11 protein-coding genes are annotated in these 13,662 nt (G+C 63.1%); 5 read left to right on the top strand and 6 right to left on the bottom strand.

The window, feature by feature from the left end; genetic code table 11:
• Nucleotides 1-4: 4 nt before the first annotated feature.
• Complete coding sequence (gene pgi, locus AC1D0I_RS04345) at nt 5-1,648, bottom strand: glucose-6-phosphate isomerase (protein WP_477304945.1); 1,644 nt, start codon at nt 1,646-1,648, stop codon at nt 5-7.
• A 300-nt stretch (nt 1,649-1,948) separates the two neighbouring features.
• Here pgi and pdxR point away from each other — a divergent pair, with 300 nt between their 5' ends.
• Nucleotides 1,949-3,442 carry a MocR-like pyridoxine biosynthesis transcription factor PdxR gene (gene pdxR, locus AC1D0I_RS04340; protein ID WP_457152471.1) on the top strand — a complete coding sequence of 498 codons (1,494 nt, stop codon included), beginning with the start codon at nt 1,949-1,951 and terminating at the stop codon, nt 3,440-3,442.
• 191 nt (nt 3,443-3,633) lie between these two features.
• Complete coding sequence (locus AC1D0I_RS04335; RefSeq protein ID WP_477393310.1) at nt 3,634-5,220, top strand: trimethylamine methyltransferase family protein; 1,587 nt, start codon at nt 3,634-3,636, stop codon at nt 5,218-5,220.
• Nucleotides 5,221-5,234: 14 nt separating this feature from the next.
• Here AC1D0I_RS04335 and AC1D0I_RS04330 read toward each other — a convergent pair whose 3' ends face one another.
• From AC1D0I_RS04330 to AC1D0I_RS04315, 4 genes are all read right to left on the bottom strand, one after another.
• Nucleotides 5,235-5,633 (bottom strand): hypothetical protein, encoded by a 399-nt coding sequence (locus AC1D0I_RS04330; protein WP_477393506.1) that lies wholly within the window; start codon nt 5,631-5,633, stop codon nt 5,235-5,237.
• Nucleotides 5,634-5,759: 126 nt separating this feature from the next.
• Nucleotides 5,760-7,145 carry a chromate efflux transporter gene (gene chrA / locus AC1D0I_RS04325; protein ID WP_477393308.1) on the bottom strand — a complete coding sequence of 462 codons (1,386 nt, stop codon included), beginning with the start codon at nt 7,143-7,145 and terminating at the stop codon, nt 5,760-5,762.
• Complete coding sequence (locus AC1D0I_RS04320; protein WP_477393306.1) at nt 7,142-7,966, bottom strand: chromate resistance protein ChrB domain-containing protein; 825 nt, start codon at nt 7,964-7,966, stop codon at nt 7,142-7,144. Before AC1D0I_RS04320 ends, chrA begins: the two co-directional genes overlap by 4 nt.
• 185 nt (nt 7,967-8,151) lie before the next feature.
• On the bottom strand, nt 8,152-9,957 hold the full coding sequence (locus AC1D0I_RS04315; protein WP_477304937.1) for an IlvD/Edd family dehydratase: 1,806 nt from the start codon (nt 9,955-9,957) through the stop codon (nt 8,152-8,154).
• A 146-nt stretch (nt 9,958-10,103) separates the two neighbouring features.
• On the opposite strand from AC1D0I_RS04315, the gene AC1D0I_RS04310 reads away from it, so the two are divergent.
• Nucleotides 10,104-10,556 (top strand): SRPBCC family protein, encoded by a 453-nt coding sequence (locus AC1D0I_RS04310; RefSeq protein ID WP_184877311.1) that lies wholly within the window; start codon nt 10,104-10,106, stop codon nt 10,554-10,556.
• A gap of 239 nt (nt 10,557-10,795) precedes the next feature.
• Here AC1D0I_RS04310 and AC1D0I_RS04305 read toward each other — a convergent pair whose 3' ends face one another.
• Complete coding sequence (locus tag AC1D0I_RS04305; protein WP_477393304.1) at nt 10,796-11,968, bottom strand: Mrp/NBP35 family ATP-binding protein; 1,173 nt, start codon at nt 11,966-11,968, stop codon at nt 10,796-10,798.
• Between the two features lie 219 nt (nt 11,969-12,187).
• Between AC1D0I_RS04305 and AC1D0I_RS04300 the strand changes: the two genes are divergently transcribed.
• Both AC1D0I_RS04300 and AC1D0I_RS04295 read left to right on the top strand, forming a co-directional pair.
• Nucleotides 12,188-12,565: a VOC family protein gene (locus tag AC1D0I_RS04300; RefSeq protein ID WP_095084288.1), complete on the top strand. Its 378-nt coding sequence runs from the start codon at nt 12,188-12,190 to the stop codon at nt 12,563-12,565.
• A gap of 121 nt (nt 12,566-12,686) precedes the next feature.
• Nucleotides 12,687-13,586, top strand: a complete 900-nt coding sequence (locus AC1D0I_RS04295) for a LysR family transcriptional regulator (protein WP_477393302.1) — start codon at nt 12,687-12,689, stop codon at nt 13,584-13,586.
• Nucleotides 13,587-13,662: the final 76 nt, after the last annotated feature.

The following is a 13,662-nucleotide window of genomic DNA, read 5'->3' as shown; positions in this document are numbered from 1 at the left end:
CTGCTCACTCCGAACCACGCAAATGCTGGATGTATCCCACCAGGCCAGCGGTCGATGCATCCCGCTTCGCGGCACTTTCCTTGCCCTCCACGACAGGCAAGAGGCCGGTGGCCAGTTCCTTGCCGAGCTCGACGCCCCACTGGTCGAAGGAATTGATGTTGAACAAAGTGCCTTCGACGAAGACGCGATGCTCGTAGAGTGCGATCAGCCGGCCGAAGGTGCGCGGGTCGAGCTTGCGGTAGAGGATGGTCAGCGAGGGCCGGTTGCCGGAGAAAACGCGGTGCGGGGCGATCTTGTCGACCTCGGCCGGCTTCATGCCCTTGGCCAGCATCTGGGCGCGCGCCTCCTCCAGCGTGCGGCCCTTCATCAACGCTTCCGACTGCGCCAGGCAGTTGGCGAGCAGCAGATCATGCTGATGCTTGAGGTCCGGCTCGTGGCCGACGGCCGCGGCGAGGAATTCGACCGGGATGAAATCGGTGCCCTGATGCAGCAGCTGGAAGAAGGCATGCTGGCCGTTGGTGCCAGGCTCGCCCCAGACCAGCGGTCCGGTCGGGGTCGTCACCGCAACGCCTTCGAGGGTGACGCTCTTGCCGTTTGATTCCATGTCGAGCTGCTGCAGATAGGCCGGCAGCCGGGACAGGCGCTGGTCATAGGGAATGACGGCACGCGCGGGATATCCGCAGATCACGCGATGCCACCAGCCGACCAGCCCCAGCAGCGCCGGCAGGTTCTCCTGCACCGGCGCGGTGCGGAAATGCTCGTCCATCTCATGCGCCCCATCGAGGAAGGCGCGAAAATTCCGCGGCCCGACCGCGATCATCACCGGCAGGCCGATCGCCCCCCAGACCGAATAGCGGCCGCCGACCCAGTCCCAGAAGCCGAAGACGCGATCCGATTCGATGCCGAACTTGGCCACCAGCTCGAGCGCGGTCGAGACGGCGGCGAAATGCTTGCCGACGGCTTCCTTGCCGAGCGCCTTCTGCACCCATTTGCGCGCCGTCTCGGCATTGGTCATCGTCTCGACGGTGGTAAAGGTCTTGGAGGCGATGATGAAAAGCGTGGTTTCGGCCGACAGGCCCTTCAGCGTGTCGTGGATATGGGCGCCGTCGATGTTGGAGACATAGTGCGCGCGCGGCCCGTCATGATAGGGGGCCAGCGCCAGCGTCGCCATGGCCGGGCCGAGATCGGAACCGCCGATGCCGATGTTGACGATGTCGGTGATTTTCTTGCCGGTGGCGCCGGCTGCCTTGCCGGAGCGCACGGCATCGGCAAAGGCGCCCATCGCGTCGAGCACGGCAGTGACGTCCGCCTTGACGTCCTGGCCATCGACGGTGACGCCCTTGCCGGTCAGGTTGCGCAGCGCCGTGTGCAGCACGGCACGGTCTTCGGTGACGTTGATCTTCTTGCCGGCGAACATCGCCGCCCGGCGGCCTTCGAGATCGGCTGCCCTGGCAAGTTTCTCCAGTAGGTCCATGGTGAGCGCGTCGACCGCGCATTTCGACCAGTCGAGCAACAGGTCGCCGTCGGTGGCGGAGAATGTCTTGAACCGCTGCGGATCGGCGGCGAAGGCCTGGCGCATGCTGGCTGGCGCCGCGGCGCGATGATCGCGCAAGGCTGCGAGCTGTTTCTGGAAGGCTGACTGATCCACTGGCGGGACTCCTGGCGTTTTCGACGCACCATATCAGACCGGATGTTTCCGGCGCGTGTCGTCGCGCCAAAACTAGTGAGCCGAATTCTGTACGGTCAATACGCGGGCGATGACGCGAATCGTCACGCGGCGACGACGCAGGTGCGTCCTGAGGTGGGCGGAGTGCCGGATTTTCCGCCGAAGGATCACTGGCATAAATCCCAACGATCAGAAAAATTGATTGGCGCAACCCCTTGTGCCACCGTTACATTCGACTGGTCCAGCCAAGCGAAAAAAGCTGGCCATCGAGGAACATCTTCCATGCCACAGCGAAACGACACGGCGATATGGTCCGGCCTGTTCCGGATTTCGGCCGAATCCGGCCAGACCCTGCAGGCACAGATCCGCCAAGCCATCGTGGCCGCCATTCTCGACCGCCAGATCGCCGCTTCGATGCCGCTCCCCTCCTGCCGGATCCTGGCCGAAAAACTCGGCGTGGCGCGCGGAACCGTGGTGCTGGCCTTCCAGCAGCTCGTCGACCAGGGCTTCCTGGTGGCACGCGAGCGGCGCGGCCATTTCGTCAATCCCGATGTGTTGGCGACACCAGCCAAGCCGCATCAGAAGGCGCCCGACCAGGCCAACGAGATCGACTGGAAGGCACGCCGCAAGATCGCCGCAAGCGACATGCCGCCGCCGGCCAAGCACGAGAACTGGATCAAGTCGTCCTACCCCTTCGTCTACGGCCAGTTCGACCCGGCGCTGTTCCCGACCGCCGAGTGGCGCGAGTGCAACCGCATGGCGCTTGCCGTGCTCGAAATCCGCAACTGGGCGTCCGACATGGTCGATCGCGATGATCCGTTGCTGATCGAACAGATCCAGGCGCGGCTGTTGCCGCGGCGCGGCATCTTCGCCAATCCCGACGAAATCATCGTCACGCTGGGCGCCCAGAACGCGCTCTACATGCTGGCGACGCTGCTGATGGGCAAGGGCTCCAAGGTGGCGATGGAGGACCCCGGCTACCCCGATGCACGCTCGATCTTCCGCCTTGCGGGAGCCGACATACAGCCGGTGCCGGTCGACCAGTCCGGCATTGTAACCGCTTCTATTCCCAATGATTCCGGCTTCGTCTTCGTCACGCCGAGCCATCATTGCCCGACCATGGTGCCGCTGTCGGCGGAACGGCGGCAGGATCTCCTGGCGCGGGCCAACCGCTACAACCAGATCATCATCGAGGATGGCTATGACAGCCAGCTTCTCGACGAGGCGCCGCAGCAGGCATTGAAGAGCCTCGACCGCTCCGGCCGCGTCGTCTATGTCGGCTCGATGTCGAAGACGCTGGCTCCAGGCCTGCGGCTCGGCTACATCGTCGCCTCGGCCGGACTGATCTCGGAACTCAGGGCGCTGCGCCGCTTCATGCTGCGCCATCCGCCTGCCAACAACCAGCGCGCCGTCGCGCTGTTCCTGTCGCTCGGCCATCACGAGGCACTTGTGCGGCGGCTGTCGAGCGCCTTCGACGAGCGGCGCAAGCGCCTGGTCCATGCGATTTCCGCTTTCCTGCCGGAATGGCGTTCGACCGATTCGGCCGGCGGCACATCGCTGTGGCTTGAAGGGCCGCGCGGCACCGATTCGCGCGGACTGGCCGAGGCAGCCGCCTCGCGCAGCGTCATCATCGAGCCAGGCGATCGTTTCTTCGATCGCACTGAAAAGCCTTCGCGTTTCATGCGGCTGGGCATTTCCTCGATCGCGCTCCAGCACATCGAGCCAGGCATCCGCGAACTGGCCACCGCCGCCGGACGCAGGCCGGCCGCCGCCTGATCCACCGCCCGACCCCCTTGCCGGAGCCGCACAGCGTGGCTCCGGCTCCATTAGCCCTGGCATATGCAGCCGGACCGTCTGGCTCATAGGCTGGGCCAATGCCGGCGGCATAGTCGGAGCACAAAGGGGAAGAAGCAGCCGATGGTGGACCAACCGCCGCGCCCTGCTTCTCGGAAAGGTGGAGTGTCTCCATGTCAGTTCTTGAAAAGCAGGACGCGGCGGCGGATCAACGTTCGCGCCGCTCCGGCGGGCGCGAAGCGCGCCGCGCTATGCGGGCAGCACCGTTGGCCGACGACATCAAGCCGGTGCGCGCCGGCCTCGAAGGCGGCAGCTACGGGCCGCTGACGGAGAACGACCAGGAACGCATCCACGAAGCCGTGCTGACGCTCCTGGAAACGGTTGGCTTCGCCAATGCCATACCCTCCTGCATCGATGCCCTGACTAAGGCCGGCGCCAGCTATGGCGATGACGGCCGCATCCGCTTCCCCCGCGCGCTCGTGCTCGACACGATCAAGAAAGCGGCGCGGCATTTCACGCTGCACGGCCAGGACCCCAAGCACGACATGCTGATCAAGGGCAAGCGCGTGCATTACGGCACGGCGGGCGCCGCCGTGCATCTGGTCGATGTCGAAAAGCGCGAATACCGCGAGTCGCTGCTGCAGGACATCTATGACGCCGCCCGCCTCGTCGAGGGGCTCGACAACATCCATTTCTTCCAGCGCCCGATGGTGCCGCGCGACATTCCCGACCCGCTCGATATGGATTTCAACACGCTCTATGCCTGCGTGATGGGCACGTCGAAGCATGTCGGCACCTCGTTCACGGTGCGCGAGAATGTGCAGCCGGCGCTCGAAATGCTCTATGCCATTGCCGGCGGCGAGGAGAACTTCCGCGCCCGGCCGTTCGTCTCGAACTCCAACTGCTTTGTCGTGCCGCCGATGAAGTTCGCCGAGGACGCCTGCGGCGTGCTAGAGGCCTGCGTCGAAGGTGGCATTCCGATCCTCTTGCTGTCGGCCGGACAGGCCGGTGCCACGGCCCCGGCGGCGATTGCCGGTGCGGTGGTGCAGGCGGTGGCCGAAGTGCTGGTCGGCCTCATGTATGTCAACGCCATCAAGCCGGGGCATCCGGCGATCTTCGGCACCTGGCCATTCGTGTCGGATCTCAGGACCGGCGCCATGTCTGGCGGTTCAGCCGAGCAAGCGGTGCTGACCGCGGCCTGCGCGCAGATGGCGCAATATTACGACCTGCCGGGCGGCTCGGCCGCGGGCATGACGGATTCGAAACTGCCCGACATCCAGTCCGGCTACGAAAAAGGCATCACCGATGTGATGGCCGGCCTTGCCGGGCTCAACCTGGTCTACGAATYGGCCGGCATGCACGCCTCGCTGCTTGGTTTCTGCCTGGAGAGCCTGATCATCGACAACGACATGCTCGGCCACTGCCTGCGCTGCGTGCGCGGCATCGAGGTGACCGACGAGGCGCTGTCGATCGACACCATCGCCGATGTCTGCCTGAAGGGTCCGGGCCACTATCTCGGCAATGAGCAGACGCTGCGCCTGATGCAGACCGAGTATTTCTATCCGGCCGTGGGCGACCGATTTTCGCCCAAGGAATGGAACGAGAAGGGCCGGCCCGACATCCTGCAGCGTGCGATCATCGAAAAGAAGCGCGTGCTTGCCGAGCGCTTTCCTCGCCATGTGCCGAAGCTGATCGACGACAGGCTGCGCGCCCGCTTTGGCGAGATGATCAAGCTGCCGCGCGGCAGCATGGGCGGGTAGGCCCTCGCAAACAATCAGTCGCTAGCCAGCCCATAGCGGTCAACGACTTCGGCATTGATCAGCTTGGCGTGCAGCGTCATCAGCACGATTTGCGCATCCAAGCTGTCGCCGGTTTCAAGGGCGGCCTCGATCCGATGCTCTGCATCCAGCCTGTTCTGAAGACCGTTGGATCGTTCGAAGGCTTCCGGTCCGGCGATGCAGTAGCTGAACAATCGCGCCACGTCTGCATAGGCTTGGCCGGGCGGCTCGTCAGGCCAATGATCCTTCATCAGATTGACGATGGTGAGTTTTACGCCCTCCGGCACGAGGGCGGGATGAAGGTCGGCGCCACGCAATGCCGCATCGAGCTGCCTCAAGTCGCCCGAGCGGCCGAACATTCCGAGGAAGCCAAGGGAAGAGCGTCGTGGCGCCATCATGTTCCAATCCGTTTCCAACCACTTAGGTGGTTCGCAAGCGGAATACAAAGGCAGTGATTTCTAAGGCGCGTCGCATTGAAACGGGTTCACGCGACGCGCTTTGTGCCTTTGCCGTTGTGCATGTCAGCCACTTGCCGCCAACAGCAAGACACCGGCCAGGGCTGATCCGGCAAGCGTCGGCAGCATGCCGATTCTAAACTTCAGGATAGCGATCATGGCGGCACAGGAAAGCAGCGCCGCGCGCCAATCGATTGACGAAAATACCGGCACATTCATGCCGAGACCCAGCGCGTGTACCTCATGGAAAATGACGTGCAGGGCGAACCACAGAGCCAGATTCATGATCACCCCGACAACAGCGGCGGTGATCGCGCCAAGTGCTGCCGATAAGGCCTTGTTGCCGCGCAGGGCCTCGATATAGGGCGCACCGAGGAATATCCAGAAGAAGCAGGGCGTGAACGTAACCCACAGGGTCAGCAACGCCCCCAGCGATCCGGCAAGCAACGGGTCCAGCGAGCCGGGATGGCGGAACGCGGCGATGAAGCCAACGAACTGCAACACCAGGATGAGCGGACCCGGCGTCGTTTCGGCAAGGCCCAAACCGTCGACCATTTCACCGGGAGCGAGCCAGCCGAAGGACTGGACGGCTGCCTGGGCGACATAAGCGAGCACCGCGTAGGCGCCGCCGAAGGTGACGACCGCCATGAGACTGAAGAACCGGCCTATCTCGGTCCAGACGCTTGCAGAGCCGGTCAGCCACCAGATCAGCAGAACAGGCCCGAGCCAGATCGGCAGCCAGATCGCAACCGTGCGCGGCGCATGCCATTTCGTCGGCCTGAGGTGGGCCAGTTCGCCGCGCTCGAACATCAGGTCGACCGCTCCCTTGCTATCGGCAATACCGTCCTTGCCATGTGCCGAGCTGGAAAACAGCGCCGGAGCAATGCGGTTTCCCAGCCATCCCGTCAGGCCCGCGAGCAGGACGATGAGCGGGAACGGTACATTCAACGCATAGATGGCGATGAAAGCCGAGACGGCGATCGACACCATGACCCTGTTCTTCAGGGCACGTCGTCCGATCCGGATCACCGCCTCGATGACAATGGCAAGCACCGCCGCTTTCACCCCGAAAAACAGCGCCTCGACGAGCGGCACGTCGCCATAGAGAACGTAGAGGCTGCTCAGGACGAGCATGACGAGCGCGCCCGGCACCACGAACAGGATGCCGGCGACAAGGCCGCCGATCGTCCTGTGCAGCAGCCAACCGACATAGATGGCGAGTTGCTGGGCTTCGGGGCCAGGCAGCAGCATGCAATAGTTCAGAGCGTGCAGGAAACGCTGCTCGCCGATCCAGCGCCGCTCCTCGACCAGTTCCTTGTGCATCAATGCGATCTGCCCGGCCGGCCCGCCGAAGCTGAGCAACCCGATTTTTGCCCAGAGTTTCATGGCTTCGGTGAAGGTCGGCGCAGCCGGGCCCTGGACCACGGTATCTTGCGACTCGAGCGCGCTCATGACGGTTTGCCCGCGCCTGTACTGGGCCAGTTGTGCGTTTCTTCAGTGGCGTCACGACACCAACGAAAGAACGCATCGTAGAGCAGCATGCCTGCGTCCAGCTGTTCCAGGTCGTCGCGAAACATACGCGACAGGCCAAGCGAAGCCGCCAGGAAGCCGGCAGCCTGGGGAACAAGATCGAGGCTTGCGGTGTCGGCCGCGCGCACGATCAGGGCAAGGCGATCGAGCGCCTCGGATTCCAGCCCGAACTCCTCAATCATCGTGTCGAAGGTGCAGCGTTCGCCGCGATGGCTCCAGAACACATCGTCGATGTCGAAAGGCACTGCCTGGAAGCGATCGGCCACGGCAAGAACTTCGGCCGGCTCGACAAACAGAAAGATCGCATGGGGATCGACGAAACGCCGGATCAGCCAGGGGCAAGCGATGCGATCCACCTTTGGGCGGGCTCGTGTCACCCACACGGTGCGACCCTTTTCGTCGCGCGAAGGCAAGGTGTCAGTGCGGAGCAGAAGTCCCTTTGCATCACGCCAGGCTTCGAACCCACCGTCGAGGCTTTCGGCGGAAATGCCCTCATGGCGCAGCCATGCGGCGACACCTTGCGAGAGTTTCAGCCCTCTCTGACAAACGACCGTCACTGGCTTGCCAACGAATTCGGCGGCCCAGGTCGAAACAGTCTTGAAATCGCGCCGGCTCGAGGCCGGCAGAAGGCGTGGATCGGCGTCGAAGTCATCATCGATACGGACATCGATGATGACGGGCGCGCCTGGCAGACCGATCAGGCGGGATAGTTGCGATACGGTGATAGCGGTTGTTGACGGCATGGCGTCCACCTCCTGGAAAAAGAAGCTTGGACGCGAACGTTGGGCTGACGCCTCACGGGGTCGTCGCGATACACCCCTTGCCATGATGGTGGATGCATCGCCCGGGCTTGTCAAGGACAACGGCGGCCTGATCCGGATCAAGCCGCCGTTTGTCATTTATGTAAGCATCTACGAACAGATGTCGCTCAGTGATTATCCCTGGGGACACCTCTGGTGTGCGCGACATCCTGGTATTTCACCGCCGGCTTCAGCACCATTCCCTCTGAAAACTGCGCAACCATGCCGCGCTGGATCTCCTGCCAGGGCGTCTGGTGCTTGGGATAGTCATATCCGCCATTGTTCTGCAGTTCGGCACGCCGCCGGGTGATCTCGTCGTCGGTGACGAGGATGTCGGCCGTGCCTTTGCGCAGGTCGATGCGGACACGGTCGCCCGTCTTGAGCAGCGCCAACCCGCCGCCGATCGCGGCTTCCGGCGAGGCGTTGAGGATCGAAGGCGAACCCGACGTGCCGGACTGGCGGCCGTCACCGATGCAGGCGAGCGCATGGATGCCCTTCTTGATCAGATAGGCCGGCGGCTGCATGTTGACGACCTCGGCGCCGCCGGGATAGCCGATCGGGCCGGCGCCACGCATGAACAGGATCGTGTGTTCATCGATGCCTTGCGCCGGATCGTCGATGCGGGCGTGGTAGTCCTCGGGCCCGTCGAAGACCATGGCGTTGCCTTCGAAAGCCTCGGGATCCTTCGGATTGGAGAGATAGCGCTCGCGGAATTCGGGCGAGATGCCGCTGGTCTTCATGATCGCGGAATCGAACAGATTGCCCTTGAGGTTGATGAAGCCGGCATTGGCCTTCAGCGGCGCGGCAACGGAGCGGATGACGTCGGTGTTCTCGTTGGCGACACCCTCGCTATTCTCACCGATAGACTTGCCGTTGACCGTGCGCGCACCGGGATGCGGCAACAGCCCGCCCTTCATCAGTTCGGCGATGACCGCCGGCACGCCGCCGGCATGATGGTAGTCCTCGCCCAGATATTCGCCCGTCGGCTGCAAATTGACCAGCAGCGGAACGTTGAGGCCGACCGTCTGCCAGTCGTCATTGTCGAGCTTGACGCCGAGATGGCGGGCGATGGCGTTGAGATGGATAGGCGCGTTGGTCGAGCCGCCAATTGCCGAATTGACGACAATGGCGTTCTCGAAAGCCTCTCTCGTCATGATGTCGGACGGCTTGAGGTCTTCATGCACCATGTCGACGATACGTTTGCCGGTCTCGTAGGCGATCTGGCCGCGCTCGCGGTAAGGTGCGGGGATGGCGGCAGAGCCCGGCAATTGCATGCCAAGCGCCTCGGCCAGCGAGTTCATCGTCGTGGCGGTGCCCATGGTGTTGCAGTAGCCGGTGGACGGCGCCGAAGAGGCGACGATGTCCATGAACTCGTCATAGTCGATCTCGCCTGCCGACAGGCGCTGGCGCGATTCCCAGACGATGGTGCCGGAGCCGGTGCGCTTGCCCTTGTGCCAGCCATTGAGCATCGGGCCGACCGACAGCGCGATCGCCGGGATGTTGACGGTGGCTGCCGCCATCAGCAGGGCCGGCGTTGTCTTGTCGCAGCCGATGGTGAGCACGACGCCATCGAGTGGATAGCCGTATAGCACCTCGACCAGGCCGAGATAGGCAAGGTTGCGGTCAAGAGCGGCGGTCGGGCGCTTGCCGGTCTCCTGGATCGGATGGCACGGGAATTCGAACGGAATGCCGCCCATCGAGACGATGCCTTCACGTACGCGCTTGGCTAGCTCGATGTGATGCCGGTTGCAGGGCGAGAGATCCGAACCGGTCTGGGCGATGCCAATCAGCGGCTTGCCGGACATCAGTTCGGCCCGCGTCAGGCCGTAATTCAGGTAGCGCTCCAGGTAGAGCGCCGTCATGCCCGGATTGTCGGGATTGTCGAACCACTCCTGCGAGCGAAATTTTTTCTTCCTGGTGGGGGCGCCTGCCATCGTGGTCTCCGTATTTGTAAGACAAATCGATATGGCAACGCGCGGGAGCAGGCAAGAGGGCGCAGGGTCGCATCCGGACTTTGGTGCGATAGACATGCATGCAGCCGTGCGTTACGGCTTCGATCAATCGTGTCAGGGAGGTTTTCATGGCTTTGGTGATCGAAGGCGAGGAGCGCATTGCCGCGCCCTTGCAAAAGGTGTGGGAAGCGCTGAACGATCCCGAGGTCTTGAAGGCGACGATTCCCGGCTGCCAGAGCCTGGAGATGAAGTCGCCGACCGAGATGGCGGCGACCGTGGTGGTGAAGATCGGGCCGATCAAGGCGACGTTCAACGGCGAGGTGACGCTCAAGAATCTCAAGCCGCCGCACTCCTACACCATCCAGGGCGAAGGCAAGGGGGGCATCGCCGGCTTCGCCAAGGGCGGCGCCGACGTGACGCTGACAGAGGATGGACCGGATACCACGGTGCTGAAATACGCGGCCAAGGCCGATGTCGGCGGCAAGATCGCGCAGCTCGGCAGCCGGCTGATCGAATCGACCTCGAAGAAACTGGCCGGACAGTTTTTTTCAAGCTTCGGCGAGAAGGTTGGCGCGGCTTAGGTTACGTCCTAGCTCGAACGACGCCTGGCTTCTCTGGGGGCCAACGCTGCCCCTCATCCGCCTGCCGGCACCTTCTCCCCGTATAGTGACGGGGAGAAGGGAACTGGYCGCAACGTCCGCACCCTTCCTCCCACGCTGGTGATTGGAGAAATCATCAAGGACGGTGTCTTTTTCTCCCCGTCACTATACGGGAGAAATGTCCGGCAGGACAATGAGGGCGGCGCCTGCCGAACGAAAAACTACTCGAACACGATGTTCGGCACCGCATCGGCGGCCGCGCCACGCTCTTCATTGATCCGGTCCCAAACCTTCGAAGCGATATCCCGGTAGATCCTTGCCTCGGCGCCGTCGGGCTTCGAGACAACCACCGGCGTTCCGGCATCCGAGCTTTCGCGAATGCCCATCTCGAGCGGCACCTCGCCAAGGAAGGTGACGCCCAGACGCTCGGCTTCGCGGCGCGCGCCGCCATGGCCGAAGATGTCGTAGCGTTTGCCGGTATCGGGAGCGATGAAATAGCTCATGTTCTCGACGATGCCGAGCAGCGGCACGTCGACCTTCTTGAACATGTTGAGGCCCTTGCGTGCATCGATCAGCGCCAGATCCTGCGGCGTCGAGACGATGACGGCGCCGGCTAATGGGACTTGCTGGGCCATGGTCAGTTGTGCGTCGCCGGTGCCTGGCGGCATGTCGACGACGAGCACGTCGAGCCGGCCCCATTCGACCTCGCGCAGCATCTGCGTCAGCGCCGACATCACCATCGGACCGCGCCAGATCATCGGTGTCTCCTCATCGACGAGGAAGCCCATCGACATCACTTTAAGCCCATAATTCTCCATCGGTTTCAGGATCTTGCCGTCGACGGTCTGCGGCCGGCCGTGGATGTTGAGCAGGCGCGGCATGGACGGGCCATAGATGTCGGCGTCGAGCACGCCGACGCGCAAACCATTGGCGGCGAGGCCAAGAGCGATGTTGACGGCCGTGGTCGACTTGCCGACACCACCCTTGCCGGAAGCGACGGCGATGATCGCTTCGATGCCAGGCACGCCACGCCTGCCCTGGCTGTGCGAAGGCGGAGCGTGCGGAGCGGCACGCGGCGCGGTGGGAGCCGGCGGCGCTGGCCTGGGTGCAGGGCGCGATGGAACCGGCGCTTCCATGCCGCCGCCTTTCTTTTCCGCCGTCAGTGCAACGACGGCACCGGCAACGCCGGGAATAGCCTTGACGACGCGCTCGGCAGCAGCCCGCAGCGGTTCCATCTCCTGGGCGCGAGCGGCGGGAACGGTGATCGAGAAGAAGACCTTGGAATCGGCGATGAAAATCTCGGAAACCATGCCAAGGTCAACGATGTTGCTGGTGAAATCCGGGCCATTGACCGTCTTCAGGCGCTCGGTGACGATTTCCTTGGTGACGGACATCAGTTCTTCCTTATGCAAGCTTTGGCCTGAGATAGTGCAGTTTCCGGACAGAACCAAGCCGTGGAGCAATAGCTGCCTTGGTGTGCCCGCAAAAACGACGGGCGGTGTCGGAGCAGCCGGCATTTTGCGAACCGGCGGTCGCCAAACGGCCCTCCTGATCTATTTCAAGGATCGACATCAGCAATCAATCGAGATGAGCAATCAGGGAAGGAGCCGATCATGCTCGCAAACAGCAACGCAACGGCCAATGTGGCGGTGAAAGACCTGGCCAGGGCAAAGGCCTTTTATGAAGGGACGCTGGGCCTCAAGCAGGTGGATGATATGGGTGGCGAACTGATCGTCTACAAAAGCGGCGACACGCTTATCAATGTCTATCATTCGCAGTTCGCAGGCACCAACAAGGCAACGGCGGTGACCTGGACGGTCGGCGACGAGATCGGGACCATCGTCAAGTCGTTGAGGTCGAAGGGTGTCGCATTCGAGCACTATGAGATGCCCGGCCTGACGCTTGAGGGCGACGTGCATGTCGGCTACGGCATGAAGGTCGCATGGTTCAAGGATCCCGACGGCAACATCCTGAACCTCGTCGACAAATAGGCTATTGCGCATTTTTCGGAGAGGCGGCGGGCGCATGATTCGGAACAGGCACTCCTGGTTCGCTTTAACCCGTTTGTTCTGCTGCATTTATGCGGACGCCAAAATGCTCTAGCTTCCGTCCATGATCGACAAGCTGGAATTCTTCATCGCACTGGCCAGGGAAGAGCATTTCGGCCGGGCGGCGGAAGTGTGCGGGGTTACCCAGCCGACGCTGTCGGCCGGCATCAAGCAGCTCGAGGGCCAGCTCGGCGTGATGCTGGTGCTGCGCGGCTCGCGCTTCCAGGGGCTGACGCCCGAAGGCAAGCAGGTATTGGTCTGGGCGCGTCGCATCGTCGGCGACACCCGCACCATGAGAGAAGAGATGCGGGCGGCGCGCCACGGCCTGTCTGGTCGCATCCGCATTGCCGCAATTCCGACCGCCCTGGCCATGGTGGCGCGGCTGACGACCCCCTTTCGGGCAAAACATCCCGGCGTGACCTTTTCGGTGCTGTCGCGGACCTCGATCGAAGTGCTGTCGCTGCTCGGCAATTTCGACATCGATGCCGGCATCACCTATCTCGACAACGAGCCGCTGGGGCGCGTCTCCAGCGTGCCGCTCTATGACGAGCGCTATCAACTGATCACCGCGGTGGGGAATCCCTATTCCGACCGCGACAAAGTGACATGGGCGGAGCTTAGCAGCCTGCCGCTCTGCCTGCTGACGCCGGACATGCAGAACCGCCGCATCATCGACCAGCACCTGGCCGAGGCCGGGGTGCAGGTGCGGCCGACACTCGAATCCAATTCGATGATCGTACTGTTTTCGCACATCCGCACCGGCAAATGGTCATCGATCATGCCGCTCAACCTGGCGGAAACATTCGGCTTTTCCGAACCGATCCGGGCCATTCCGATCGTCGAGCCGGACGCCAGCCACACGGTCGGCCTGGTGGCTGCGCCGCGCGAGCCGCACACGCCACTGGTCTCGGCGCTGCTGGACGAGGCGATGGCGCTGGCGGACGATTTCCACGCCCGCCGCTAGGCTAGACAGTAGCGGCTGACCAAGCTCGATAGAAGATTTCTATCGAGCAACGAAACAGCTTTATTGATTCCGAGGG

The organism is Mesorhizobium sp. P2_D1, assembly GCF_056404455.1.
The sequence above is the reverse complement of the archived record's forward strand: the minus strand, read 5'-3'. Positions and strand labels throughout refer to the sequence as shown.

What these genes read in the sequence shown, in the direction of transcription:
- pdxR (WP_457152471.1), top strand. Translation starts at nt 1,949, where the DNA reads ATGCCACAGCGAAACGACACGGCGATATGGTCCGGCCTGTTCCGGATT.
- AC1D0I_RS04330 (WP_477393506.1), bottom strand. Translation starts at nt 5,633, where the DNA reads ATGGCGCCACGACGCTCTTCCCTTGGCTTCCTCGGAATGTTCGGCCGC.
- chrA (WP_477393308.1), bottom strand. Translation starts at nt 7,145, where the DNA reads ATGAGCGCGCTCGAGTCGCAAGATACCGTGGTCCAGGGCCCGGCTGCG.
- AC1D0I_RS04320 (WP_477393306.1), bottom strand. Translation starts at nt 7,966, where the DNA reads ATGCCGTCAACAACCGCTATCACCGTATCGCAACTATCCCGCCTGATC.
- AC1D0I_RS04315 (WP_477304937.1), bottom strand. Translation starts at nt 9,957, where the DNA reads ATGGCAGGCGCCCCCACCAGGAAGAAAAAATTTCGCTCGCAGGAGTGG.
- AC1D0I_RS04310 (WP_184877311.1), top strand. Translation starts at nt 10,104, where the DNA reads ATGGCTTTGGTGATCGAAGGCGAGGAGCGCATTGCCGCGCCCTTGCAA.
- AC1D0I_RS04305 (WP_477393304.1), bottom strand. Translation starts at nt 11,968, where the DNA reads ATGTCCGTCACCAAGGAAATCGTCACCGAGCGCCTGAAGACGGTCAAT.
- AC1D0I_RS04300 (WP_095084288.1), top strand. Translation starts at nt 12,188, where the DNA reads ATGCTCGCAAACAGCAACGCAACGGCCAATGTGGCGGTGAAAGACCTG.
- AC1D0I_RS04295 (WP_477393302.1), top strand. Translation starts at nt 12,687, where the DNA reads ATGATCGACAAGCTGGAATTCTTCATCGCACTGGCCAGGGAAGAGCAT.